Origin of the sequence: Corynebacterium sp. HMSC08F01, assembly GCF_001807545.1 — a bacterium.
Classification (GTDB): domain Bacteria; phylum Actinomycetota; class Actinomycetes; order Mycobacteriales; family Mycobacteriaceae; genus Corynebacterium; species Corynebacterium coyleae.
The window spans coordinates 56,391-81,322 of record NZ_KV789315.1 but is presented as its reverse complement, the minus strand read 5'-3'; the positions used below and the strand labels follow the sequence as shown (position 1 = coordinate 81,322).

Below are 24,932 nucleotides of genomic sequence, written 5' to 3'. Positions count from 1 at the left end.
TTGAGGCTGTTGTAGGCCTTGCGCACGTTGTGATGGGTCCGCGTGCGTGTCCAGGCACCTATTTTTTGGGTCTTTCACCATGGTTTTCTCGTCCATCCATGACCGGTAGATCGTAGAGAATTCGTGCAGTTGCGCGCCCCATGTGGCGGCTTTGTCCAGGGTGGTGATCCGGATCAGTTTCAGCGCGAGTGTGTAGATGATGCGCCCGGCGTCGGTGCGAGGTTGTGAGGTGGTGTAGCGGCGTACTACGCGTTGGGCGTGGACGAGGCAGCGTGTTGGATTTTCGTGGTGGGCCAGCGTTTTTTGATCGCGCTGTATGCTCCTTGGCCACTGTCGATGACGGCGATGAGTGGGGCTTCGATGCGTTCGAGCAGTCGTTGGCAGTCGCGTGTGGTTTCGTGTTTGCACCAGTGCCAGGCGATGACGTCGTCGATTGTCGCCGCGACGATCAAACAGCCACCGGCGGTGTAGGTGCGGTTGAGGAATACCTGGTCGTAGACCCGCTTGTCGTGACCGACGGTGGGTTCAGGCACATCAACGAGCCAGAACGGTTCGAATCGGCGTTGCAGCGTGCGCGGCGAGCACCCCACACGGCGGGCAAGGATCGAGTCGGCACCTCTAAATCCATGGTTTTTACAAGTCGATACTTTCGTATCAATATCCTTCCAGACAGAGGAAAGACGTTGAAGAGACTTAATTTCCCCATTAGATGTAGTGGTGGGCAGCTTGAAAGCTGCTGTCTTGTCCCTCTTTTCATCAATCCGAAAGGATCTATTTATGCTTTTGAAGAAAGCTTTAATCCTCCCTCTAGCTGTTTCTACCGCTCTCGTCACAGTCCCTGTCGCTACGGCCAGCGCAGCTCCTGCCATGCAGGAGCGGGAGTGCGTCGAGACTCACCAGGTGCCCACTACTCTCGGTGCAGACCGAGAGACTGTTTCGGAAAATGACCTCAAACAAATCAATGAGGATATCGAGTCCGCGGGTGGTTCCCCGTTGCCTGCGGGAACAGTTGAGTACGGGTTCAACGCTGATGGTGACGCGGTAGCCATTGACTCCAACGGTCGGGAAACAGTCTTGTCTTCAGCAGAGAAGATGGATGCTGAGCTGAATTCAGTACTAGTTCAGACTAGGTCCGCAGCGGACCAAGACGATAAGGGAATTCTTAGCGCAGCTGCCGCAAGCATTGCTGGTTGTGCAGGTAGCGTAATCGGTTACGATACAATCCTGGAAATTTTAGAGAAGAGGGTTTCCTACTGGGCCTTGGTAAAGTTTCTCGCAAAGAAAATTGGACCAGGACTTGCGATCAGCTGCATCGCCGGTGCAGGTGGCGCCCTTGCCAGCTACATGGGATGGTAAAAAATGCGCCCAATGGTAACGATTTGCGGATTCTTAGTGGCACTTGGCATATTTCGTTTTTACACTGATATGCCTTGGTTCCCTTCTGTATTCTTTGGAGGCATCGCTGGGCTTATCGCAGGTGTAGCTCTGACAAAATCCGGGTGGCAGGCAGCCCGTCGAATTGTGTATAACTTTTCTCGGGGATGGTCCTAGCGCTGAGTGCCAGGATTGAATCAAGGTGGGGTGCAAAGCACTCGCACTATGAAAAGGTTGGTGGGCTCACTCGAGCATTAAGCGGCGTGGGTCCGCCAACTATATAGGCCGTTCAGAATGAGAGCGCTATGAGTTCTGCCCTGGATCTGCAGTCCATCTTCTTTAGCAGGGAAGACACCATTCTTTTTACGTGGGGCTCCGAGTAGAACAACGCGTTCGCTATTTGCCTGTTACTTTTTCCTTGGCACAGCAATTGCATGACGGTTTCCTCGTTATCGGTCAAGGAGGCTTTCTCTATCCGTTCGGAGAAACGCCCCCATGAGGATCGGGCAACCAGTCGTTTCACGCATTGAGGTGACAGACTTGTCCCTCCGTTGAGTGCATCCCTGAGCGCCTGAATGATTTTCTGCGGTGGCTGGCCTTTGATGACGTACCCGGACGCCCCACGCGCAAGAGAAGTAATCATCGTATCGTCAGTGTCATATGCTGTCATCACGACAAAGACAGGTGGGGCATCGAAACTGTTCAACTTCTTCAGCAGTTCGATCCCATCCATATCGGGCATACGTACATCAGACAATACGATGTCGCAGGTGTGATTGTTGAGCCACGTCAGTGCACTGCGCCCGTTTGTGGCAGTGGCGATAACTTCTAGGTCTGGAGCTTTAGAGAAGTAAACCGGAAATGATTCACGGATTACGGGATCATCATCAACAAGCAGGATCGTGAAACTCATTTGCTGCACCAAGGGTGTGTTTGACCCTTACTGCACCCCAGCCAGTCCTTAATAAACTGGTTCGTTTGGATCACTGGTTCACCCTCAGTGGAAGGTGCCACGACTGGTGGGAGGGGACCTGCCGCAAGGCCAACGGTGAAGATTAGAGAGGCCAACATTTTCACATCAATTACGGAACCTTTCAAACCGGGACCTGGAAGGTAATCGTCCAACGGGCATCAGTGCTGTCTAGTGTCATGCTTCCGCCTACGATAGCAATCGTTCGTTGCATAGAGTCTAGACCGAAATTGCTGGAGCCAGCTCGCCGACGGCCGAGCCTATAGATGTTGGCGAGAGTCACCGTCACTTTTTCGGTATTTGCAGTCGCGGTAATACTAACTGTGGAATAAGGGACGGCATATTTGATGATGTTGGCACTAGCTTCAGATAGACATTGACTGAGCGCCCTTTTGATAGATTCAGAGCCAGGATCCACACGAATAGTCGTGGTGGTCTCAACGTGAAATCCGGCCTCCTGAAGTGAACGGGCAGTTTGCATCACTGTCATTGGTAGTGCCGGTACGGTCACCTGCGGATGATTAATCGTCTGGGCATTGAGCTCATCTACCAGCGTGCGGATGTCACCCATTGATTTACGCGCTGTGGCGGCACACCGCTGTAGAGCTTGCTCCTTCTCCGGCATGGAGATCGCTAGTGCTTCAAGTCTCGCTATCAGCGCGGTTAAATCAGCAGCCACCATGTCATGAAGAAATCCCGCTACCTCTACCTGACGTTTGCGCATCTGGGACTTCTGTCGCATCTCTTTTGTGTGCACCCTAGCGATAAACCACCCGGCAGCAAAGGCACTGACCATCATGAGTGTAAAGGTGGTTACAGACTGGGGATCCATACTCAACGACTTTTGATCCGGGGAGAAAAACCCGAGTAGCGTCGTAATAGCAGCAAAGGCCACAGCAGTCTTGTACTTGTGTTGCGCAGTAACCACCGTAACCAGCAAAACCGCCGTCAATGTCAACAGATCGGGCGAATGGCCAGACAAGTTAACGAACGCGAGCAAAATAAGACATCCCAAAACTGCAGCAGTAGGAAGATATGCCGCAAGAGGCAGTGTAGCCACTAAAAAGAGGAATAAAACCCCGGTACCAACATCGACAGGAGCGATCACCAGCACACGCAAGCCCCACAAGACAAGGGCAAGCAGGCACAGCACGAGTGCTATCGATAGGCGAATAGAACGAAAAAAATTAACAAACACATTGAATACCAATAGCTCTGTCGACGGAAAACATAAACGAATAGTCAAGAATGAAGGTCACGGTTCACCCCAACACTCAGTTTCTGAATGTCCAACTGTCGACAATAGACGTCTCCCCCTCCTGGGAGGTGATCTTCTTCAACACTGCGCCACCGACTACGAGACCATCGCGGCGATCCCAGAGCCGCAAGAAACCCTGCAACGCTTCGGCGAGCACCTGCTGCACACGCCGATGCTTATCGACGACACCCCGTGGCAGACCACCGACCCCCGCACCTGCAACCGCGACGCGCTGGCCCGACTGCTCGATGCGGGTGCTCGCATCGCGATCCTGACCATGCAGTCGCGCGAGCTCTACCGTGTGTTCGACGAGTTACAGATCGACCCGGCACAGACCCAGATCGATGTGTACGCCGAGCCGGCAGACACGCTTCTTGCGTGCGCGCGGAATTACGCTGCCGCTCGCGAAATGCACGAAGAACTAGCAAGCCAGTAGTGGCACTTTAACCCTGCATTGGCCAGGCGGTGAGCACGCCCGAGGCGTCGCGACCGTTGGCCTCAAAATACTTCTTGCGATCGCTCTGCATGCGGAAGTACTCCACGGCCTGCCACTCCATAAGATCGCCAGACTCCATCTCGGCGAGGTCTGGGTAGGCCTTGCGCACCTGCATCCACGCCACACGGGCGGCGGCGAACGCGTCGGCGGTTGCCTCGTGGGCGTTGTCGATGCGCACCCCGTAGTGATCGCACATCGCGGTCAGGTTGCGCGGGCCCTTGCGGTAGCGGTCCTTCGCCCGGTCGACCACCAGCGGGTCGAACACAGGGCCGGTGACGGTGAAATCACCGGTGAGGTTGCGCAGCACCGTCAGGTCGTAAGGGGCGTTAAACACCACGAGTGTCAGGCCGTCTTCCCAGCCTTTCTTAATCGCCTCGACGGTCTCGCGCACCACCTCGTCGTGGTCGCGGCCTTCCGCGCGCGCCTTCTCCGTCGTAATGCCGTGCACCTGGGCGGCTTCCTCGGGGATGTCAATCCCGGGATCGGCGAGGGTTTCGTTGGCGTCGACCACGCCGTCGTCGATACGCACTAGCGCAGACGTGACCACGCGAGCCTCGCGCGGGTTAGCGGAGGTGGTCTCCAGGTCGAAGGAGAGCATGCGGGAGGCATCGAATGTGGCCATGCCGGTCATTGTAACGAGCGCGCCGACACGAGTGATCCAAAGTCGTTAACCGAGCTTGCGGACTCCGATAAAGCTGGAGAGCGGAGTTGGATCTCGATTGAGGTCATAAGTGCGCAACAGGTCGATGTACACGCTCTTATCCAGGTTCCAGTCGTATTCATAAGTATGGGGAAGACCCTGTGACGCAGCAAATACGAGATCAGCCATGAGACGGGTGACTCGGCCGTTACCGTCGGTGAACGGATGGATACGAACTAGCTCAGCGTGGGTAGCAATACCCAACTGTCTGGCGGTGAGTAACGAAGCCTCTGCTTGATAACCAAGATTGCCAAAGGAAGCATGTAACTCAGTGGAAATGAATTGCGGATCCACGCCGATATTGAGCCCAGTGCGACGGAACGCTCCCGACCAGGTCCAGATGCCGTCGAATAACCACCGGTGAAGCTCGACAAGGAACGATGTTGTCAGTATCTCGTCGAGATGAAGCTCCGAATTGTCGATGTCCTCGAGAACCCTCGCACGAGTAACTGCAAGGGTCTGCTGTTCGAGGCTATGAATTGTGAGCTTGTCAGGGATACGGTCAAAATGTTCGAGCAGCGCCGGTTCGAGCGCACTCATCTCATCTCCGTCGAGCGGGGTTTCGCCGTAGCCGGGGTCTAACCCCATCCGCGTTCCTCGAAAAGCCGTGAGAGGATTTGCTGTTCAAGCTCGGACGGTTCGTAGGTCTCGGGAACGGCACGGCTCTCAAGAGCCATCGAGGCACGTGCAGCGCGGATCGATGCCCCGGATGCTTCAAAGCATTGCGCGTGTGTTGCTGTCATGGTGTGCCTCCCTTCTTCTAGCGCATTGTAGTAGCAGATCGAGTGCCTTGCGGAATACAACCTGGTGAACTTGGGACCCCTGCTGCAAGCGACAGGATGATTGTTTTAACACCTACACTGGCTCCTCGTGAGTGAAATTTCCGTTGATCTGCACCGTGAATGGGACGAACTAGCCGCAGAGGTCCGCAAGCACCGCGACCTGTACTACAACGGCCAGCCGGTGATTACCGACGCCGAGTTCGACGAGATGTTCCGCCGCCTCCAGAAGATGGAGGAGGAACACCCGGAGTTGGCGGTGCCGGATTCGCCAACGAAGCAGGTCGGCGCGCCGACGGCCGATTCCGCGTTCGCGGACGTGACACACCCCGAGCGCATGATGAGCCTGGACAACGTGTTCTCCGAAGAGGAGATGCGCGAGTGGCTGGATAAGACTCCGGGGCCGTACCTGACGGAGTTGAAGATCGACGGGCTGTCCATCGATTTGATCTACGAAAACGGGGAACTGACCCGCGCAGCTACGCGTGGCGACGGCACCACCGGCGAGGACATCACCGCCAACGCGCGCGTCATCGAGGACATCCCGCACAAACTCACCGGCGACGCACCCGCGTTCCTCGAGGTGCGCGGCGAGGTATTCATCCGGCCTGAAGACTTCCCGGAACTCAACGAGTTGCGCCAGAAGGAAGGCGGCAAACCGTTCGCCAACCCCCGCAACACGGCAGCCGGCGGCCTGCGCCAGAAGAACCCGGAGGACGTAAAGAAGCGCAAGCTGCGCATGATCTGCCACGGCATCGGCGCACGCGAAGGCTTCAACCCGGCGACCCAGCACGAGGCGTACGAGAAACTCGCCGAGTGGGGCCTGCCGGTCTCCGAGTACACGCGCCGGGCTGAAACAGCGGACGATGTGCTCAAGGCCGTGAAGTACTGGGGTGAGCACCGCAACGATGCGATCCACGAGATGGATGGGCTTGTGGTCAAGGTCGATTCTGTCGCTGAACAGCGCGGTCTTGGCGCGACGTCGCGTGCGCCGCGTTGGGCGATCGCGTACAAGTATCCGCCGCAGGAGGTGACCACGAAACTGCTCGACATTGAGGTCTCTGTCGGGCGCACGGGCCGCGCGACGCCGTACGCGGTGCTGGAGCCGGTGTTTGTCTCCGGCTCGACGGTGTCGATGGCAACGCTGCACAACCAGCACGAAGTTAAGCGCAAGGGTGTGATGATCGGCGACACCGTGGTGGTGCGCAAGGCCGGCGAGATCATCCCCGAGGTGCTAGGCCCGGTTGCGGATCTTCGCGACGGCACCGAGCGCGAGTTCGTTTACCCCGAGAACTGCCCCTCGTGCGGCACGAAACTTGCTCCCGCGAAGGAGGGCGACGCGGACTGGCGCTGCCCGAATACCCGCTCGTGCCCCGCACAGCTCGCCACCCGCCTGGAGTACATCGCCTCGCGCGGCGTATTCGATATCGAGGCGCTCGGCGAGAAGGGCGCGCAGGATCTCATCGCGTCGGGCGTGCTTATCGACGAAGCCCACCTCTTCGATCTCACCGAAGACGATTTGAAGAAGTCCAGCGTGTACACACGAAAAGACGGCCAAGTCAACGCCGCGGGCAAGAAGCTACTGGCCAATCTGGAAACGGCGCGCCACGCGGACCTGTGGCGTGTGATCACCGGGTTGTCGATCCGCCACGTCGGCCCGACCGCCGCGCGTGCGCTTGCCTCACGCTTCCACTCGATGCAGGCGCTTATCGACGCCCCCGTGGCCGACCTCGCCGAAACCGACGGTGTAGGCGAGGTGATTGCGGAGTCGTTCAAGGAATGGTTCACGGTGGATTGGCACCAAGCGATCGTCGAGAGTTGGGCGGCCGCTGGCGTGACCATGGAGTCCGACGAGGAGGAACGCGCTCCACAAACCCTGGAGGGACTGACCATCGTGGCCACGGGCACACTCGAGGGCTTTACCCGTGACGAGATCAAAGAAGCGATTCTGTCGCGTGGAGGCAAGGCGGCGGGTTCGGTGTCAAAGAAAACCGACTATGTGGTCGTCGGCGAAAACGCGGGCTCCAAGGCAGCGAAAGCCGAAGAACTGGGCCGGCCGATCCTTACCGAGGAGCAGTTTGTGCAACTGCTCGAAGGCGGCCCGGACGCGCTCGCATAGGTCGCGCGCCGGGCAGTGTCACTAGCTGCTGGCTGTTGGCTGATAGCTGCCGGCTGCTAGCGCAGGATCGCGCCGATGATGTAGCCCAAATCGCCGACTTCGCGCACCTCGGAGGCCAAGAAGTCGGGCCCGCCCACACGGCCGACGACGAGCACGAGGTCGGTGCCGTGCAGGGGTGCCACGGTCAGGGCGGTGTCCAACTGGAACCAAGACTCTGGCACCCATTCGTCGAAATCGGGCTGCAAGATGCGCGCGCCCTCGATTGCGGGCATCTGCGGGGTGGAACCGTCATCCTCGGGCGCGGCGGAGGAGGCAGCGACGCGCTCCAAACCGGCGTCGGTGTTGCTCAGCACCACCGCCCAGGAGGAGGTGACGGCCTTCGGCATGACGTTGACCAACTCTTCGAGCGTGTCGGCCTGTTTGCCGGAATGTGCCGCGATCTGGGCGAGCATCTGGATCTGTCCGCGGCGGTCGACGCGCCCGGTGAAGGGGCGGATCGAGTCCACTTCGGCGCCGTCGACGGATGCGACGGCGGTGATCAGGGTGTCCACCATGACTCCGGTGGGCAGGGTGACCACGATGTCGTCGGTCACGGTGCCGTCGAGTGAGGACTCGACGATGTCCACGGAGTTGATGTCGGCCTCCACGATGCCGAACGCCTCAGCGAGCTGGCCGAGGCTGCCCGGCACATCGGGGAGTGAAACGCGGATGAGGTACGACATGGCCTTATTTATAGCAACTGGGGGTGGAGAGGCGGTGGCACGACGTGACGTAAGATAAGGCGCGTTAATCGCAACCCACGTTATGCCGAAGGGATGGGACTGTGGCTGAGATTTCACGCGACGAGGTGTCGCGCATCGCACGCCTGGCGCGAATTGCGCTGAAAGACGAGGAGCTGGACACGATTGCCCAGCAGCTGGACACGATTGTGGAAGCAGTGTCGAAGGTGCAAAGCGTGGACACCGAGGGCGTGACCCCGATGAGCCACCCGCACTCCATCGACGCCGGTATGCGCGCCGATGTGGAAAAGAAGGTGCTGACGCAGGAGCAGGCGCTGGATCAGGCACCGGCTGTGGAGGACGACCGCTTTATGGTGCCGCAGATTCTCGGAGAGGGAGACTAAACGATGACGCAGTACACGATTCCGGCAGAGGGGCTCGTCGCAAAGCCAGCGCACGAACTTGCGGCGATGATTCAGGCTGGCGAGGTCACCTCGCGCGAAGTTACTCAGGCATTTTTGGACCGTATCGCGGAGATTGACGACGAGCTGGGAGCCTTCCTGCACGTCGGCGCCGAAGAGGCTCTGGCTGCAGCCGACAAGGTCGACGAGCAGGTGAAGAACGGCGAGGAGCCGGCGTCTGCGCTCGCTGGTGTGCCGCTGGCACTGAAGGACTTGCTGGTGACCACGGATGCGCCGACGACGGCTGCGTCGAAGATGCTTGAGGGCTACATGAGTCCGTACGACGCCACCGTGGTGGCGAAGCTGCGCGCCGCTGGCATCCCGATTCTGGGCAAGACCAACCTGGATGAGTTCGCCATGGGCTCTTCCACGGAGAACTCCGCGTACAAGCAGACGAAGAACCCGCACGATCTGGAGCGCGTCCCGGGTGGTTCCGGTGGCGGTACCGCTGCGGCGCTTGCGTCTGGTGAGGCGCCGCTGGGCATCGGTACCGATACGGGCGGCTCGATCCGCCAGCCGGCATCGCTGACCGGCACCGTTGGCGTGAAGCCGACCTACGGTGGCGTGTCGCGCTACGGCGTGATCGCCTGTGCGTCCTCGCTTGACCAGGTCGGCCCGTGCGCGAACAATGTGCTTGATACTGCGCTGCTGCACGAGATCATCGCTGGCCACGACGAGTTCGACGCCACCTCTGTGGACCGCGAGGTTCCGGCGTGTGCCGACGCTGCTCGTGAGGGTGCGTCCGGCGACCTCAAGGGCGTCAAGATTGGCCGCGTGAAGCAGTTCGAGCGCCCCGGCACCCAGGAAGGTGTCAAGGAGGCCATCGACGCCGCCTACGCTCAGCTCGAGCGCCAGGGGGCTGAGATTGTCGAGGTCGACTGCCCGAGCTTCGACGACGTCATGGGTGCGTATTACATCATCCAGATGTCCGAGGTGAGCTCGAACCTCGCACGTTTCGACGGCATGCGTTACGGCCTGCGCGTCGGCGACGACGGCTCCCGCTCCGCTGAAGCAGTCATGGCAGCCACCCGTGGCGAAGGCTTCGGCGGCGAGGTCAAGCGCCGCATCATCCTCGGCACCTACGCGCTGTCGGTGGGCTACTACGACGCCTACTACCTGCAGGCGCAGCGTGTGCGCACCCTGATCGCCCAGGACTTTGCCAAGGCCTTCGAGGGCTGCGACGTGATCGCCGCACCGTCTGTGCCGTCGACCGCCTTCAAGTTGGGTGAAAAGGTCGATGACCCGTTGTCCATGTACAACTTCGACCTGTTCACGCTGCCGCTGAACCTGGCTGGTTTGCCGGGCATGTCGGTTCCGGCGGGCAACGCCTCCGATACCGACCTTCCGGTTGGTCTGCAGTTGATCGCCCCGGCGTTCGAGGACGCACGCCTCTACCGCGTGGGTGCCGCATTTGAAGCCGGCCGTTAATCCCTGGAATACCCTCGCAGCCTTGGCTGCGGGGTATTTTCTTGTCCTGATTGATCAGGGCTTTATGCCCGTGATCACCCCGCTTCTGCCGTACGAGGTAGGCAGCGCGGTGTGGCTGACCAGTGTGTACTTGCTGTGCACGGTCGCGCCCATGCCGGCCACTGGACGGCTTGGCGACGCCTTCGGGCAGCGACGCATGTTCCTCGCCGGCCTGACCGTCTATGTTGCGGCGCTGGCACTAGCGGGCGCGTCGTGGTCGTTCGGTTCCCTGATCGTCGCGCGTGCGCTCCAGGGCTTCGGCGCCGCGGTGTTCTTACCGCAGGCCTTCGGGCTGATCCCACGCGTGTTTGCCGACGACAAGCAAGGCCGCGCGTTCGCCGTATGGGGCGTGATCGGCTCGGTGGCCTCACTCATCGGGCCGGTGGTTGGGGGTGCGATTGCGCAATCCCAGGGATGGCGTGCGGCGTTTTACGCCCAGGCGGGGCTCGGGGCGGTTGCGCTGGTCGCCGGTGTCATTGCGCTGCCGCGATTAACGACGACAGGGGAGCGGGTCACCTTATTACCGATCGTGCTGTCCTTCGGCGGGCTTGGGCTGTTGGTCTACGGCATCCAGTTCGGCTATTGGCCCTCGATCCTGTTCGGTGTGCTGCTGCTGGGCGTGCTTGTGCTCTCGGCACGCAACGGCACCGATGACGGGTTCCTACCAATCGAGCTCCTTTCGGACCGCGCCTTTTCACTGGGCACGCTCGGCGTGGCCTCCATGGGGTTCACTGTCGCCTCGATGTTTATCCCGCTGATGTACTGGCTGCAGACGGTCGCAGGGGCCTCGCCCTCGGCGGCGGGCCTGATCACAGCACCGATGTCGGTGCTCGCGCTGGTGCTCACGCCGGTGGCCGGCTACCTGACGGATCGGCGCAACCCCGGCAAACTCTGCGCGATCGGGTTCACGCTCAGCGCTGTGGCGCTGGTGCTGGCGATCGCGCTCATCAACGCCGGCGCTAGCCTGTGGTGGTTCACCGCAGTCACGGCGCTGCTGGGTATTGGCGGCGCGTTCGTGTGGGCACCGAATGCTGCTGTCACCATGCGCGGCATCACCGAGGGACAGACCGGTGCAGCGTCCGGGTTGTACAACACCGCACGCCAGGTAGGCAGCGTGCTCGGCGTGGCACTTGTGGGGGCAGTGCTCGCCTCCGGGGAGATCGATGTGACGGCGTCGAAGGCGCTGATGTTGCCGGTTGTGGCAATGGTGGTGGGTGTGGTGTCGTCGATACGCATTGCGCCGCGGGCAGTGGCAGGCGCAGCGCGCTAGGCTGGCGTGCATGCGACTTGCCACGTTGACCTCTGGAGGAGATTGCCCCGGACTAAACGCCGTTATCCGCGGTGTGGTCCGCACCGCGAACACCGAATACGGCTCCACCGTCGTCGGTTACCGCGACGGTTGGGTCGGTTTGATGGAGGACCGCAGGGTCGATCTTTACGACGACGCCTACATGGACTCCCTGCTTCTGCGCGGCGGCACGATCCTAGGCACCGGGCGACTGCACCCGGACAAGTTCAAGGCTGGCATCGACACGATTAAGGCGAACTTGGACGACGCCGGCATCGATGCGCTCATTGCCATTGGCGGCGAGGGCACACTCAAGGGCGCGAAGTGGCTCTCCGACAACGGCATCCCGGTCGTGGGCGTGCCCAAGACCATTGACAACGACGTGGCTGCCACGGACTACACCTTCGGGTTCGACACCGCAGTCTCCGTGGCCACCGACGCGATCGACCGCCTGCACACCACAGCCGAATCCCACAACCGCATCCTGATCGTGGAGGTCATGGGCCGCCACGTCGGCTGGATCGCCCTGCATGCTGGCATGGCGGGTGGTGCACACTACACCGTGATCCCCGAGGAGCCGTTCGATATTGCGGAGATCTGCAAAGCCATGGAACGCCGCTTCCAGATGGGGGAGAAGTACGGCATCATCGTCGTCGCCGAAGGCGCGGTGCCCAAGGAGGGCACGATGGACGCCGGGCTTGGCGAGGAAGACGAGTTTGGCCACAAAACCTTCAATGGCATGGGCCAGATCATTGGCGACGAGGTGAAGAAGCGCCTCGGCTACGACGTACGCACCACAGTGCTTGGCCACATCCAACGCGGCGGCACGCCGACCGCCTACGACCGCGTGTTGGCCACCCGATACGGTGTGCACGCCACCCGCGCAGCTCACGACGGCAACTTTGGCAGCTGTGTGGCCTTGCACGGCGAAGACATTGAACTTGTCGCGCTGGAGGATGCGGTAGCGCAACTCAAAACGGTCCCGGAGCGACGCTACGCCACCGCGAAAGCGATGTTCACATAGCACCCGGACGCGCACTCTATGAAAAACCGCATTCCTAACCCCTGCCGCCTGCTCATCGTCGGCATCAACCCCGGCCGCCTCACCGAGGAGGTGGACGCGCCGTTTGCCTACCCGGGCAATCGCTTCTGGCCGGCGTTGGAGGCCGCAGGCATCACCCCATACCGTGTCCACGCCAATGAGGGGTTATCGGAGGAAGGCGCGGCCATGCTCAACGAGCGCGGCATCGGGTTTACCAACCTGGTGGGGCGCATGACGCCGAAAGCGTCGGACCTTTCCAAGGCGGAGCTCGTGGAGGGAGGTGAGGTGGTGCGGAGTGTCGTCGAAAAGCATCAGCCCAGAGCTGTGATGTTCGCTGGAATCGGGGCGTACCGCGATGCTTATCGACGACCAAAGGCCACCCGCGGTCTTCAACCCGAAACCCTCGCCGGAGTGCCGGTGTGGGTGGTGGGCAACCCCAGCGGGCTCAACGCGCACGAGACCGTGGCCACGCTCGCTGAGAGCTACCGGGAGGTCTGGGAGGCGACAGCGCCGCTTTGACGGCCGATGGTGCGATCGCCGTGCGCCGTTCACGGGCGCTGACACGCTACCGGCAGGGCGATGATCACCTAGGTTTACAGCTGGGGCGCTCTCATGCCCCTCGTTCACTATTTTCGGAGGCACCGTTGAATTTCTGCGACAACCCCACCTTGAGCAATGAGTGGGTCACTCTCGAGCCCCTTGGCCTGCAGCACGCGGAAGCCCTTGCCGCCTGCGTCGGGGATCTGTCGAGTTTGTGGTACCAGGACCACATTCCGACACCGGGGGGAGTGCCCGAGTACATCGAGACGTATCTCGCTGATCAGCACCGCGGGGTGCGCGCGCCGTGGGCGATTGTCGAACCGGAAGGATCGGCGATCGGCGTGACGACGTTCCTGCACCCGGATCCGACCAATCGCAACATCGAGATCGGATCGACCTGGATTGCCAAAAACGCCCAGGGCGGAAAGTTCAACACGGCGGCGAAGCTGCTCCTGCTTCAGCGCGCGTTCGAGGACCTCGGCTGCCTGCGCGTAGAGATCCGTACGCACTACATGAACCGCCAGTCGCGTGCGGCTATCGAAAGACTCGGCGCGAAGCTCGATGGAGTGTTACGCCGCCACAAAATTCTCGCCAGCGGTCTCGTGCGCGACACATGCGTCTACTCCATCCTGGACATTGAATGGGCGGAAGTGAAGACCTCGCTCAAGGCCCGCCTGAACAGGTGATCCGCCGAGGTCAGGTCAGCGCGTCGAGGCCAATATCCAGGATGGTGACCGAATGCGTGAGCGCGCCGACGGCGAGGAATTCAACGCCCGTGTCTGCGTAGGCGCGGGCGCGATCAAGCGTCAAGCCACCCGAGGATTCGAGCATCGTCGCTGGGGACAGTGCATCTCGCCGGGCGACTGCCACCCGCGTGTCTTCCACTTCAAAATTGTCCAGCATGACCAGAGTCGGCTTCAATTCCAGGACCTCGGTGAGCTGATCTAGGTCATCCACTTCGACCTCAAGGGGGAGGCCTGGGAATGCGTTGGCCGTGCGTCGATATGCGTCGGCTGCGCTACCGACGCTCGCGACGTGGTTGTCCTTGATCAGTGCCGCGTCACCCAGACTCATGCGGTGGTTGACACCTCCGCCGCAACGCACGGCGTATTTCGCCAAATCGCGGTAGCCGGGAAGCGTTTTCCGGGAATCCCTCACCCGCGCCCGAGTGTCGGAAATAGCCTCCGTCCACGCAGAAGTCGCGGTCGCGATGCCGCTAGCGTAGGTGAGCAGATTCAATGCAGTCCGTTCCGCCGACAGAATGGCGCGCGCCGGGCCGGACACCGTAGCAAGACAGTCACCGGCCGTCACTCGATCGCCGTCGGCGGCGTGCACAGACACGTCGACGGCGGGGGAAATCTCGCGCATAGTCCATCCCACAACGTCGATTCCCGCGACGGTCCCGTCCTGGCGGGGGACCACCTGTGCAGTAAGAACCGCGTCCATGTCGATTGTCGCCACGGATGTGGCGTCGGGGCCATGAGCGAAGTCCTCCGCGAGACCGAGACGGATGAGTCGCTGTATGGCCTCCTTATTCAGTGGAGGGAAGATCGGCTGAGCAGGCGTTGTCATCGGTGTCTATTCACCGCTTCCCGGTGTGCCGATCGCGATCATCCGCTCCAATGACTGGCGCGCCTTCGCCGCGACGTCCTCGGGCACGGTTATCTCGTCGCGGAGGTCACGCAGGCTGCGAACCAGCTTTTCTGGGGTGATCATCTTCATGTACCGGCAACTAGCTTGGGGGTTCACGGGCTGGAAATCCGCCAGCGGAGCCCGCTTTCGCAACTGGTGTAGCATTCCCACTTCGGTGGCTACGAGCACAGTTCCTTCTGTGTCGCGGTCTGCTTGGTCGAGCATCCCGCCGGTGGATAGCATGTGCACACGCTCCGGTTGGATCACTCCTTCGCCAGCGAGGAAGATTGCGGAATTCGCACAACCGCATTCTGGGTGGATATACAGCGGCGCATCGGGGTGCGCCGACGCTTGCTCCGCAAGCTCCTTGCCGTTGATTCCTGCGTGGACGTGGCATTCGCCCGCCCAGATACGGATGTTCTCGCGGCCGGTCAGGCGCTTCACGTGGGCGCCGAGGAACTGGTCGGGGCAAAAGAGGATCTCACGGTCCGGATCGATGGATTCCACCACTTCAACGGCGTTCGAGGAGGTGCAGCAGACGTCCGTAAAGGCCTTGACATCGGCGGTGGTATTCACATAACTGACGACGACCGCACCAGGATGTTCGTCCTTCCATTGCTGAAGTTGCGTAGCGGTGATGGAGTCCGCCAGCGAGCATCCGGCATCTTGGTCCGGGATGAGCACCGTTTTGTCGGGGCTGAGGATCTTGGCGCTTTCCGCCATAAAGTGCACACCGCAGAACACGATCACGTCTGCGTCGGTGTCGGCGGCGATACGAGATAGCGCGAGTGAATCGCCGGTGAAGTCGGCGATGTCCTGGATCTCCGGGATCTGATAATTATGCGCCAGAATGACGGCGTTTCGTTCGCGCTTAAGTTTGCGTACTTCATCGATCCACATACGCCCAATGTAGTCCGGGGCGCTCTGTCGGTGACGATGACATCGGTTTTCCACGCTGCTCGCCCGGATTTTCACCGCGCTACTCACACGCTGGCTGGCCGGTGAGCACATGGATGTCAGTGCAGGCCCAATGGCGTGATCGATCGTGAAAATGGTCATTCTGCCGGTCGGCCTCGGCCTCCTCGTCCGTCTCGTCGCACCGCGTCTTGTGGCGGCGGTTGTGCTGGTGCTGCCGTGGGGCTCGGTCATCGCGATCGCAATCATCGTCCCCATTGTCGTGGCCGGTAGCCGCGACAAACTCGCCCAGGCCGGCCTCGTCGTCCTGCTCGTGGTCGAGCTCCACAACGCCCTTGGTTACGCGTTGGGCTACGCCACCGCAAAGGCGATGTTTACCTAAGCCACGCTGGGGTTTCCTAACGTATTCTCCAAAACCTCCCCGAGTGTCCATAGTGTGAGAGTAGGATCTCACGCCATGAGTCAATCGAGTAGTGGGGCGACCACCGCCGAAGATCGTTCGGCCCTGATCGCCTCTGTTGTCTTCCCGATCCTCGTCGTTGTCGGCGGTTGCATCGGGTACTTCACCCCGTCTGTCGTCGCACCGATTACCGGGTGGACAACCTGGCTTCTGGGTGTGGTCATGTTCGGTATGGGGCTGACGTTGAAGGTCGCTGACTTTGCAATCATCGCCAAGCGTCCAATGCCTGTCCTCATTGGCGTGATCGCGCAGTTTGTCATCATGCCGGTACTGGCGGTGCTCATTACGTGGATGCTGAATCTGCCACCGGAAATCGCAGCTGGTGTCATCCTCGTCGGCTGCGCCCCGGGCGGCACGACCTCCAACGTGGTGACCTACTTGTCACGCGGTGATGTGGCGCTGTCGGTGGCGATGACCACGGTGTCCACGCTGCTCGCGCCGATCTTCACGCCACTGCTCACCCTGTGGTTGGCGGGGCAGTACCTGCCAGTAAGTGCTGGTTCGATGGCGATCTCCACGGTCAAGATGGTGCTGCTTCCGGTCCTGCTCGGCCTCGCGATTACGTTCTTCCTACCGAAGATCGCCCAAGCGATCTTGCCGGCGCTTCCGTGGATTTCTGTCGTCGCCATTGGGGCGATCGTCGCGATCATCGTCTCTGGGTCCCGCGACAAGATCGTCGAAGCGGGTCTGCTTGTCTTGGTAGCTGTGATGATCCACAACCTGCTCGGCTACGCGCTTGGCTACTTCACCGGCAAGGGGACCAAGCAAACAGAATCTGCATCGCGCACCATCGCGGTGGAAGTCGGCATGCAAAATTCTGGCCTCGCCGCCACGCTCGCGGTGCAGTACATGACCCCGCTTGCCGCGCTGCCGGGTGTCATCTTCTCGGTCTGGCACACCCTGTCGGGCGGGATCTTCGCTATGGTCATGCGTCTTCGCGATGACCGCGCGAAGCGTGCCGAGAACCCAGCAGCGCCTGCCGCAGAACCCATGGTGGTCTAGGGCCATCCACTACAAGTCGCCGCGACGTGCCACCCACACGAACGCGGCGATCTTTTTACGCCCGACAGCGAGCGCATTGCCTAGCGACGGCCCATTGCCCGCATGAATCGTTCCCCACAACGTATCGCCGGGGTGCGCGGGAAGAACGTCGCACAGGTGCTGCATGGCGGCGGGGGCGAGGCCGCGGCCGCGCGCGTGGTCGTCGAGAAGATTCTCGTAGACCTGAAACCCGCGCATCCCGTTGGCGTCGTCGCGCGCTGCGGCGATAACGCCGGCGCGTTGGCCTCCAACTTCCACTGCGTACAGTGCGCCTGTTTCTGCGCAACTTTGCAACTGCGGCAGTGTCGCTGCTTCGGTCCAGGTCGCCACGTCGGGCGTTTGCTTCACGACGTTGCCCAGCACCTCATCTGCGTAACCCGTCATCTCCTCGGGGGCTGCTGGAACGAGACGCACCAGGTGGCTCTGCGGACGGCGTGGTGCAGCGCGCAGTTCGGAGACGAGGCCAGCAACGATCCACTGATCCACATCGGCGCTCTCCGGCGGGTTGGGCAATTCGAACCGGATTGCAACCGGCGCAAAATCAGCGAACTCGCGGTGCAACTGTGCTGCATACGGTGCTAACCCGTCGTACTGCGGTGATACGGACGTAGCGACGACATGCACAAACGGCTTCTTGGGATCCAGCCCCAAAAAGCGGATGCCGGCGACGCACCAGTGCCCGTCGGCAAACTCGACGCGTCGGTTCGCCCACGCAAGCGGGTCCTCTACGGTCGGCCCGCCGATGCTGTTGAGGTGATCGCGGAATCCGGCGCCGAACTCGTCGTTAGCCACATGCTCTGCTTGCGGGCGCATCTCCTCCGTCGCGAGGCGGAGGCGTTCGTCTTGCGAGTACCAGTCGCGCAGCTGGCTGGGCATCCAGGCCGCATAAGCACTCGCCATTTGGGCAAGCAATGCGTTCGTCATCGTTAGTGCCTTTCCGTCTGAGGGAAGTTTTTATCTTAGGTAAATTTCGCCACGGCGAGCTGGAGCGCGAGCGAATCGGGTAGGGCAGTAGAATGGCCGGCATGACTGCCTACGATCTGATGGATTACGACGAGGTACTGGAAAAGTACGACCCGGTTATGGGGCTTGAGGTGCACGTCGAGCTCGCTACTGAGACGAAGATGTTCTCCACGGCCTCTGCCCACTTCGGTGCGGAGCCGAACTCCAACGTTGACCCGGTTTCGCTCGGCCTGCCGGGCGCACTGCCGGTGGTCAACGCCAAGGGTGTGGAGTGGGCAATCAAGATCGGCCTGGCGCTGAACTGCAAGATTGCGGAGTCTTCCCGCTTCGCGCGCAAGAACTACTTCTACCCGGATCAGCCGAAGAACTACCAGATCTCCCAGTACGACGAGCCGATTGCGTACGACGGCTACCTGGACGTCGTGCTCGAGGACGGCACCGAGTGGCGTGTGGAGATCGAACGCGCGCACATGGAGGAAGACACCGGCAAGCTCACCCACTTGGGCTCCGCTTCCGGTCGTATTACCGGTGCTACCGCTTCGCTCGTGGACTGCAACCGTGCAGGCGTGCCGCTGATCGAGATCGTGACCAAGCCGATTATCGGCGCCGGCGAGCGTGCCCCGGAGGTGGCGAAGGCGTACGTCGGCGCACTGCGTGAGCTGGTGAAGGCGCTCGGCGTCTCCGATGCTCGCATGGACCAGGGCAGCATGCGTTGCGACGCCAACGTGTCCCTGCGCCCAGTCGGCCAGGAGGAGTTCGGCACCCGCACCGAGACCAAGAACATCAACTCCCTAAAGTCGGTGGAGCAGGCCGTGCGCTTTGAGATGCAGCGCCAGGCTGCAGCACTGGAAAACGGTGAGGAGATCGTCCAGGAAACCCGCCACTACCAGGAAAAGGACGGCTCCACCTCGAAGGGCCGCCCGAAGGAAGAAGCCTCCGATTACCGTTACTTCAACGACCCTGACCTGCCGCCGGTGATTGCAAAGCCGGAGTGGGTTGAGGAAATTCGCGCAACCCTGCCAGAGTTGCCGTGGGTGCGCCGTGCTCGCATCCAGGAGGAGTGGCAGCTTCCGGAGAAGGAATTCCGCGACCTGGTCAACGCTGGTGCGTTGGATCTCATCGTGGACACAGTGGAAGCTGGCACGACCCCGGACGAAGCACGTTCCTGGTGGGTGTCCTACATCGCCGGTAAGGCTAACGAGGCAGGCAAGGATTTGGACGCGCTCGGTGTTACCCCGAACGATGTCGCACGCGTGGTTGCGTTGGTCAAGGAGGGCAAGCTGACCACCAAGCTTGGACGCCAGGCGATTGACGGTGTGATTGAGGGTGACGGCAACGTTGATGAGGTCGTCGCAAAGCGTGGGCTCGAGGTTGTGCGTGACGACGGCGCCATCGAGAAGGCTGTCGACGACGCACTTGCCGCCAACCCAGACATCGTGGAGAAGTACCGCGCAGGCAACAAGAAGGTCACCGGCGCAATCGTCGGCGCCGTAATGAAGGCCACCCAGGGTAAGGCAGACCCGGGCCAGGTCAACCAGTTGATCGCGAAGAAGCTCGCGGAGTAAAACCTCAGCGAAGCACCATCCAGCCGGCCCCGACTGATGTACGGGGCCGGCTGGTTCTTCTTTGGTGGGTTGTAGGTAATGGTAACAATGCATATCCTGTAGGTACGTACCTGCAGGGAGGTGTGTTATGACCGCTATTTCCGCCAGAGAATTCAATCGGGATGTCAGTGCCGCGAAGCGCGCCGCGCTCGATCACCCTGTGATCATTACTGATCGTGGGGAGCCGTCACACGTTCTGCTGTCGATCGACGACTATCGTCGGCTCTCATCGTCAGAAACTGGGTGGGTAAAAGCAGTTCAAATGAAGGATGAAGATATAGAATTCGACCCTCCACGAGCTGAATTTAAAGTGCGGAGTCTCGACCTGTGAGGTATTTATTCGATACCAACGTTATTAGTGAGCTGCGGAAGCCGCCCGGCCGAGTGAATCCTCGAGTGGCGAGTTGGGCCGACAACCTGGCAGAGGGAAACGTATACATCTCTTCCATCTCAGTTTTTGAGATCGAAAGAGGAATTCTGCTCAAGCAACGTACGGATCCAGTGCAGGCTGAAAGGTTGCGCGACTGGTTCAATGGTCAAGTTAAAGTTCAATTCAAAGGGCGCATTCTTCCTTTTGATGAGGACGTAGCCTCTGTGGCGGCTGCGATGCACGTCCCGGACCCGAAAGCGACTGCGGATTCTTTTATCGCTGCTACCGCTCAAGTACATAGCCTTATCGTTGCGACACGGAATACCCCTGGCTTTGAGTCGATGGGCGTTGAGCTAGTTAATCCCTGGGAGATGTAACCGCGAAACGCGAAAGCCCCGGCCAGTGTGGTGGATGGCCGGGGCGGGGGAGTCGTCGTCAAGCAGTGCTACTTGTTTTGAGGCTTGACGGCCGGGAACTCGCCAGTCTTGTACATCTCCTCGTAGGACTTCCAGTGGATTTCGTCGCCCGGGGTATCGGGTGCGCCCTCGTAGGACTCAGACTCCGGATCGAGCGCAGGCACGTCCGCGATATCGAATTCGCTGGAAGAGTCCGCGTGCAGATCCGCAGCAACCTCTTCCTGGACGGACTGCCACAGGTCTTGGCCGCCCATGTGGGAATCGCCGGTGAGCTCGTCGACTTCGTTGCGCTCGGCGCGGGTCAGCGGCTCGCCTTCCGGATCGAGCGCGGTCTCGGCAAGCTCTGCAAGCCGCTCGCGGCGTCCCGTCTCCTCCTGGATGTTCTTGCGGTCGCGGAACCAAGCCACACCCATAGCAATGCCAAGGGCAAGACCGAGGTAGCCCAGAACCGGGTAAACCCAACCAAGCAGGTCAGCGAAGCCAATGAAGGACAGGGCGTAGCCGACGAGAACCGCCGCGAAGTAGTACGGGCGGAACTTGCCCGGCTTGTCGTGGCTGAGGCGACGACCGCTGGCGTAGAACATGCCGACGGCGGTGTTGTAAATCATCAGGTAGATGACAATGGAGACGAACACGCCCACTGCCGGGTGCATGTTGTCGAAGACCATCAGCAGCGGCATGTCTGCGTCCATCACGTCTGCCATGTTGCAGAACAGAATGAACGTGAGGATCAGCAGCAAAACAGCGAACATAATGCCGCCCAGCAGGCCACCCTTACCGGCCTGTGCAGGGTTCATGTGGGAGCCAGCAAAGACGAGCATCATGGAAACGTCCATGATCATGACCAGGGTTGCGTAGTTCAACGCGGTGATCAGCCAGTTACCAAACGTGCCTGATGCGCTTTGGTTCTGCTGTGCAATCTCGTTGATGTATCCGAAGTCGGACGGGATGTTCGTCAGTGTGATCACAAACGCGGCGAGCAGGCAGATGATCAGCAGCGGCGTGATGAAGGAGAAAACGTTCGTGAGCCTGTCGATGTCAAGAAGACCGGACAGGAGCAGCAGCACAACCATGATGGTCGATCCGGCCCAAGTTGGCAGGCCGAATTGTTGCTCGAGGTTCGCGCCAGCACCGGCGACCATGACGAAGCCGATGCAGAACAGCGTGAACACGGTGGTGATGTCCATGTATTTAGCAATCCACGGACGCGAGACACTCTTGAACACGGCACTGTGGTCATCGGCCATGTAGTAGGAACCGAGCTGGTAGACCCAACCACTGAAAATTGCGATCGCGGCACCTGCGATGGCGGCGCCGATGATGCCCTTGTAGCCAAAGGCAAGGAAGTATTGGATGACTTCCTGCCCGGAGGCAAAACCAGCGCCGACAGTCAGGCCCACGAGCGCGAGGGCGACTTTGAGCGTTTTACTCATCGATAAACAATCCTTATATAAATTTGCGTAAAAGATTTAGAGCGCGTAGCAGGGTAACACCATTACACGGGCTTGGCTAACTAGGTTTGTTGACATCGGTGCAGCGCACCCCGGCGAGTTGACAAATCACAGCGAAGTTTTCGCCTAAGTTGTAGGCCATGGCTAAAAATCCACGCGATCTCACACCCGACGATCTGAACAACCTGGAAAACGTCGCTGACGTGCCAGAATACAAGGGGGATGCTGCGACGGAGATTTTTCCGCAGACTTCCCAGACGGGCGACGAGGTGCGCCTGAGTGCCGATAAGGCAGCACAAGCCTCTGCGCCGTCCGCAGGCTCTACTGCGGTCCCCTCGGCGTCTGCATACTCATCCGACCCGGCACCGGTGACATCCGCGTTCATCCGTGAATCTGAAACCATCGCACCGGCAGCCCCCGCAACCTATGCGGAGGAGCCGGTCGAGCCGGTTGCGGTGGATCCGGCACCGGTTGCAGTAGAGGAGGAAGACGCCCGCCGTGGCACGACTGATTTCGGCTTGCTGCTGCTGCGTCTGTTCCTCGGCGCGTACCTGATTATTGATTCCGTCGCAGTGTTCTTCCGACTCGGCGGCAACGACGGTATCGCCGGCCTAGAAAATGCATTCGCCAACTACCCGTACGGCAACGGCCTGGCTGTTGTTGTTCCCACCCTCGAACTCACGGCCGGCGTGTTCTTGGTCCTTGGTCTGCTCGGACCGATTGCGGCAGCTGTGGCGATCGCCGTCACCGGCTTTTTGGCGCTGCACGCATTCAACGGTCAGACGGACGGCTTCAACGTCTTCGCCTGGACGCCGGAAACGTGGGTGCCGGTCATGCTGCTGGCAGTGTCTCTCGCAGTGCAGTTCACAGGCCCAGGCCGCTACGGTATCGACGCCTCGCGCGGTTGGGCGAAGCGTCCGCTGGCATCGTCCTGGATCTGCGCCATTGTGGGTCTTGCCGCAGCAGGTGCGGCGTGGTGGTTCGGCACCGGGATTAACCCGTTTGCCTAAACCACACGCACGCTGCGTTTAGTCCACTTGGCGGACGGCGCCCTTGTCGGCGCTGGTTGCCATCTTGGCGTATGCACGCAAAGCCTTCGAAACCTCGCGGACACGGTTCGGTGTCCAGGGGTTGTCGGAGGCTTCCATAGCTTCACGGCGCTTTTCCAACTCTGCTTCCGGCACATCCAGCTTCAGTTCGCGGTTGGACACGGAGATGGCGATGGTGTCGCCGTTTTCGATGAGGCCGATCAGGCCGCCTGCGGCAGCTTCGGGGGAGATGTGGCCAATGGACAGACCGGAGGTGCCTCCGGAGAAGCGACCGTCGGTGATCAGTGCGCACTTCTTGCCCAGGCCAGCGCCTTTGAGGAATGACGTCGGGTGGAGCATTTCCTGCATGCCCGGTCCACCTGCTGGGCCCTCGTAGCGGATGACCACAACCTCGCCTTCGAGCACCTCGCGGTTGAGGATCATGGACACAGCTTGCTCTTGCGAATCGACGACGCGTGCTGGACCGGTGAACTCCCATAAGCCTTCTTCGACGCCTGCGGTTTTCAGGATGGCGCCGTCCGGGGCTAGGTTGCCGCGCAAGACGACAAGGCCGCCGTCGGAGGTAAACGGGTGCTCGACGTCGTGGATGACGCCATTTTTCGCATCCGTATCCAGGCTTTCCCAGCGCGCGCTTTGTGAGAATGCCTTCGTGGTGCGCTCACCGCCCGGTGCGGCGTGGAAGAGCTCGAGCGCTTCCTCGGTAGCGCTTCCGCCGCGGATGTCCCAGTCTGCGAGCCATTGGCTTAGCGACGAGTACGTGATCGAATGCACATCATCATGCAGCAATCCAGCGCGGTGGAGCTCACCCAGGATGGCTGGGATGCCACCTGCGCGATGGACATCCTCGACGTGTGCCTCACCGTTCGGGGCAACCTTGGACAGGCAGGGGATCTTGTGTGACAGATCGTCGATATCTGCCAGGTCGAAGTCGATTTCACCTTCTTGGGCTGCGGCCAGGATGTGCAGGATGGTGTTGGTGGAACCACCCATTGCCATGTCGAGCGCCATGGCGTTGCGGAATGCATGGACGTTGGCCACGTTGCGGGGTAGGACGGATTCGTTGCCCTGGCCGTAGTAGCGCTCGCAAAGGTCCATGATGGTCTGGCCAGCGCGCTCGAAGAGTTCGCGGCGTGCGGTGTGGGTTGCCAGGGTGGTGCCGTTGCCCGGCAGTGACAAGCCAAGTGCTTCGGTGAGGCAGTTCATGGAATTAGCGGTGAACATGCCGGAGCAGGAACCACAGGTGGGGCAGGCGTTGTTGGCGATACTGTCGAGCTCGTCGTCGCTGACGTCGTTGTTAGCGGAAAGCGCGATGGCGTCGATGAGATCGGACTTCGGCTTAGTCACACCGCCGACAGAAAACGCCTTGCCGGCCTCCATCGGGCCACCGGAGACGAAGACGGCGGGGATGTTCAGACGCATTGCGGCGTTGAGCATGCCTGGGGTGATCTTGTCGCAGTTGGAGATACACACCATGGCATCCACGGTGTGGGCGTTGACCATGTACTCCACCGAGTCGGTGATGATCTCGCGCGAGGGCAACGAGTACAGCATGCCGGAGTGGCCCATGGCGATGCCGTCGTCGACCGCGATGGTGTTGAACTCCTTGGGTACGCCGCCTGCGGCGCGGACAGCGTCGGCCACGATGTCACCAACATGTTTCAGGTGAACGTGGCCAGGCACGAACTGCGTGTAGGAGTTCACGATGGCAACGATGGGTTTGCCAAACTCGTGCTCGCCGGTGCCTGTAGCGCGCCACAGGGCACGGGCTCCGGCTGCTTGGCGGCCAACGGTGGTGACACGTGAGCGAAGGGGGATCAC

General features: G+C 60.6%; 26 protein-coding genes and 1 pseudogene. 15 read left to right on the top strand and 12 right to left on the bottom strand.

The window, feature by feature from the left end:
* Nucleotides 1–602: pseudogene (locus HMPREF3171_RS12360) on the bottom strand (IS1249 family transposase); the annotation flags it as partial.
* Between the two features lie 175 nt (nt 603–777).
* Between HMPREF3171_RS12360 and HMPREF3171_RS08410 the strand changes: the two are divergent.
* Nucleotides 778–1,356 (top strand): hypothetical protein, encoded by a 579-nt coding sequence (locus tag HMPREF3171_RS08410; protein ID WP_070452271.1) that lies wholly within the window; start codon nt 778–780, stop codon nt 1,354–1,356.
* 307 nt (nt 1,357–1,663) lie between these two features.
* On the opposite strand, the gene HMPREF3171_RS08405 is transcribed toward HMPREF3171_RS08410, so the two are convergent.
* Nucleotides 1,664–2,287 carry a response regulator gene (locus HMPREF3171_RS08405; RefSeq protein ID WP_070452378.1) on the bottom strand — a complete coding sequence of 208 codons (624 nt, stop codon included), beginning with the start codon at nt 2,285–2,287 and terminating at the stop codon, nt 1,664–1,666.
* Between the two features lie 181 nt (nt 2,288–2,468).
* A complete protein-coding gene (locus HMPREF3171_RS08400; protein ID WP_168161892.1) occupies nt 2,469–3,542 on the bottom strand; it encodes a sensor histidine kinase in 1,074 nt (357 codons plus the stop codon).
* Between the two features lies 1 nt (nt 3,543).
* Here HMPREF3171_RS08400 and HMPREF3171_RS12115 point away from each other — a divergent pair, with 1 nt between their 5' ends.
* Nucleotides 3,544–4,038, top strand: coding sequence for a hypothetical protein (locus HMPREF3171_RS12115; protein ID WP_168161891.1), 495 nt, complete (start codon nt 3,544–3,546; stop codon nt 4,036–4,038).
* Nucleotides 4,039–4,045: 7 nt separating this feature from the next.
* Here HMPREF3171_RS12115 and HMPREF3171_RS08390 read toward each other — a convergent pair whose 3' ends face one another.
* Genes HMPREF3171_RS08390 through HMPREF3171_RS12110 form a run of 3 tightly spaced genes read right to left on the bottom strand, consistent with a single transcriptional unit; the run spans nt 4,046 to nt 5,541 of the window.
* Nucleotides 4,046–4,720: a 3'-5' exonuclease gene (locus tag HMPREF3171_RS08390; protein WP_070484365.1), complete on the bottom strand. Its 675-nt coding sequence runs from the start codon at nt 4,718–4,720 to the stop codon at nt 4,046–4,048.
* Nucleotides 4,721–4,765: 45 nt separating this feature from the next.
* Entirely contained in the window at nt 4,766–5,338 is a 573-nt protein-coding gene (locus tag HMPREF3171_RS08385; RefSeq protein ID WP_210385604.1) for a Fic family protein, read from the bottom strand.
* 38 nt (nt 5,339–5,376) lie between these two features.
* Entirely contained in the window at nt 5,377–5,541 is a 165-nt protein-coding gene (locus HMPREF3171_RS12110) for a hypothetical protein (protein ID WP_167594517.1), read from the bottom strand.
* A gap of 127 nt (nt 5,542–5,668) precedes the next feature.
* On the opposite strand from HMPREF3171_RS12110, the gene ligA reads away from it, so the two are divergent.
* Nucleotides 5,669–7,696, top strand: a complete 2,028-nt coding sequence (gene ligA / locus HMPREF3171_RS08380; protein WP_070484280.1) for an NAD-dependent DNA ligase LigA — start codon at nt 5,669–5,671, stop codon at nt 7,694–7,696.
* Between the two features lie 56 nt (nt 7,697–7,752).
* On the opposite strand, the gene HMPREF3171_RS08375 is transcribed toward ligA, so the two are convergent.
* Complete coding sequence (locus HMPREF3171_RS08375; protein WP_070452292.1) at nt 7,753–8,418, bottom strand: ACT domain-containing protein; 666 nt, start codon at nt 8,416–8,418, stop codon at nt 7,753–7,755.
* A 101-nt stretch (nt 8,419–8,519) separates the two neighbouring features.
* Here HMPREF3171_RS08375 and gatC point away from each other — a divergent pair, with 101 nt between their 5' ends.
* The 6 genes from gatC to HMPREF3171_RS08345 all read left to right on the top strand — a co-directional run bounded on the left by gatC (nt 8,520) and on the right by HMPREF3171_RS08345 (nt 13,899).
* Nucleotides 8,520–8,819 carry an Asp-tRNA(Asn)/Glu-tRNA(Gln) amidotransferase subunit GatC gene (gene gatC / locus HMPREF3171_RS08370; protein ID WP_070422994.1) on the top strand — a complete coding sequence of 100 codons (300 nt, stop codon included), beginning with the start codon at nt 8,520–8,522 and terminating at the stop codon, nt 8,817–8,819.
* Between the two features lie 3 nt (nt 8,820–8,822).
* Nucleotides 8,823–10,304 (top strand): Asp-tRNA(Asn)/Glu-tRNA(Gln) amidotransferase subunit GatA, encoded by a 1,482-nt coding sequence (gene gatA, locus HMPREF3171_RS08365; RefSeq protein WP_070484277.1) that lies wholly within the window; start codon nt 8,823–8,825, stop codon nt 10,302–10,304.
* Nucleotides 10,305–10,326: 22 nt separating this feature from the next.
* On the top strand, nt 10,327–11,613 hold the full coding sequence (locus tag HMPREF3171_RS08360; protein WP_246815356.1) for an MFS transporter: 1,287 nt from the start codon (nt 10,327–10,329) through the stop codon (nt 11,611–11,613).
* Between the two features lie 10 nt (nt 11,614–11,623).
* A complete protein-coding gene (locus HMPREF3171_RS08355) occupies nt 11,624–12,655 on the top strand; it encodes an ATP-dependent 6-phosphofructokinase (RefSeq protein WP_070484362.1) in 1,032 nt (343 codons plus the stop codon).
* A gap of 18 nt (nt 12,656–12,673) precedes the next feature.
* Nucleotides 12,674–13,192, top strand: coding sequence for a mismatch-specific DNA-glycosylase (locus HMPREF3171_RS08350; RefSeq protein WP_070484271.1), 519 nt, complete (start codon nt 12,674–12,676; stop codon nt 13,190–13,192).
* 149 nt (nt 13,193–13,341) lie between these two features.
* Nucleotides 13,342–13,899: a GNAT family N-acetyltransferase gene (locus HMPREF3171_RS08345; RefSeq protein ID WP_246815355.1), complete on the top strand. Its 558-nt coding sequence runs from the start codon at nt 13,342–13,344 to the stop codon at nt 13,897–13,899.
* A 10-nt stretch (nt 13,900–13,909) separates the two neighbouring features.
* On the opposite strand, the gene nadC is transcribed toward HMPREF3171_RS08345, so the two are convergent.
* Together nadC and nadA are read right to left on the bottom strand one after the other, a co-directional pair.
* Nucleotides 13,910–14,785 (bottom strand): carboxylating nicotinate-nucleotide diphosphorylase, encoded by an 876-nt coding sequence (nadC, locus tag HMPREF3171_RS08340; protein ID WP_070422988.1) that lies wholly within the window; start codon nt 14,783–14,785, stop codon nt 13,910–13,912.
* A 6-nt stretch (nt 14,786–14,791) separates the two neighbouring features.
* Nucleotides 14,792–15,832: a quinolinate synthase NadA gene (gene nadA / locus HMPREF3171_RS08335; protein WP_371325707.1), complete on the bottom strand. Its 1,041-nt coding sequence runs from the start codon at nt 15,830–15,832 to the stop codon at nt 14,792–14,794.
* Between the two features lie 58 nt (nt 15,833–15,890).
* Here nadA and HMPREF3171_RS08330 point away from each other — a divergent pair, with 58 nt between their 5' ends.
* Nucleotides 15,891–16,142, top strand: coding sequence for a hypothetical protein (locus HMPREF3171_RS08330; protein WP_141740860.1), 252 nt, complete (start codon nt 15,891–15,893; stop codon nt 16,140–16,142).
* 75 nt (nt 16,143–16,217) lie between these two features.
* Nucleotides 16,218–17,222 carry a bile acid:sodium symporter family protein gene (locus tag HMPREF3171_RS08325; protein WP_070484268.1) on the top strand — a complete coding sequence of 335 codons (1,005 nt, stop codon included), beginning with the start codon at nt 16,218–16,220 and terminating at the stop codon, nt 17,220–17,222.
* A 9-nt stretch (nt 17,223–17,231) separates the two neighbouring features.
* Here the strand turns inward: HMPREF3171_RS08325 and HMPREF3171_RS08320 are convergent, their stop codons facing one another.
* Nucleotides 17,232–18,185, bottom strand: a complete 954-nt coding sequence (locus HMPREF3171_RS08320; protein ID WP_070484265.1) for a GNAT family N-acetyltransferase — start codon at nt 18,183–18,185, stop codon at nt 17,232–17,234.
* Between the two features lie 101 nt (nt 18,186–18,286).
* Between HMPREF3171_RS08320 and gatB the strand changes: the two genes are divergently transcribed.
* From gatB to HMPREF3171_RS08305, 3 genes are all read left to right on the top strand, one after another.
* Nucleotides 18,287–19,789: an Asp-tRNA(Asn)/Glu-tRNA(Gln) amidotransferase subunit GatB gene (gatB, locus tag HMPREF3171_RS08315; RefSeq protein ID WP_070484358.1), complete on the top strand. Its 1,503-nt coding sequence runs from the start codon at nt 18,287–18,289 to the stop codon at nt 19,787–19,789.
* Between the two features lie 127 nt (nt 19,790–19,916).
* Nucleotides 19,917–20,159, top strand: coding sequence for a type II toxin-antitoxin system Phd/YefM family antitoxin (locus HMPREF3171_RS08310; protein ID WP_070422983.1), 243 nt, complete (start codon nt 19,917–19,919; stop codon nt 20,157–20,159).
* Nucleotides 20,156–20,575: a type II toxin-antitoxin system VapC family toxin gene (locus tag HMPREF3171_RS08305; protein ID WP_070422982.1), complete on the top strand. Its 420-nt coding sequence runs from the start codon at nt 20,156–20,158 to the stop codon at nt 20,573–20,575. Before HMPREF3171_RS08310 ends, HMPREF3171_RS08305 begins: the two co-directional genes overlap by 4 nt.
* Nucleotides 20,576–20,643: 68 nt before the next feature.
* On the opposite strand, the gene HMPREF3171_RS08300 is transcribed toward HMPREF3171_RS08305, so the two are convergent.
* Nucleotides 20,644–22,047: a YkvI family membrane protein gene (locus tag HMPREF3171_RS08300; protein ID WP_070422981.1), complete on the bottom strand. Its 1,404-nt coding sequence runs from the start codon at nt 22,045–22,047 to the stop codon at nt 20,644–20,646.
* Nucleotides 22,048–22,205: 158 nt separating this feature from the next.
* Between HMPREF3171_RS08300 and HMPREF3171_RS08295 the strand changes: the two genes are divergently transcribed.
* Nucleotides 22,206–23,075: a DoxX family protein gene (locus HMPREF3171_RS08295; RefSeq protein ID WP_070452316.1), complete on the top strand. Its 870-nt coding sequence runs from the start codon at nt 22,206–22,208 to the stop codon at nt 23,073–23,075.
* A gap of 18 nt (nt 23,076–23,093) precedes the next feature.
* On the opposite strand, the gene ilvD is transcribed toward HMPREF3171_RS08295, so the two are convergent.
* Nucleotides 23,094–24,932, bottom strand: coding sequence for a dihydroxy-acid dehydratase (gene ilvD, locus HMPREF3171_RS08290; RefSeq protein WP_070484262.1), 1,839 nt, complete (start codon nt 24,930–24,932; stop codon nt 23,094–23,096).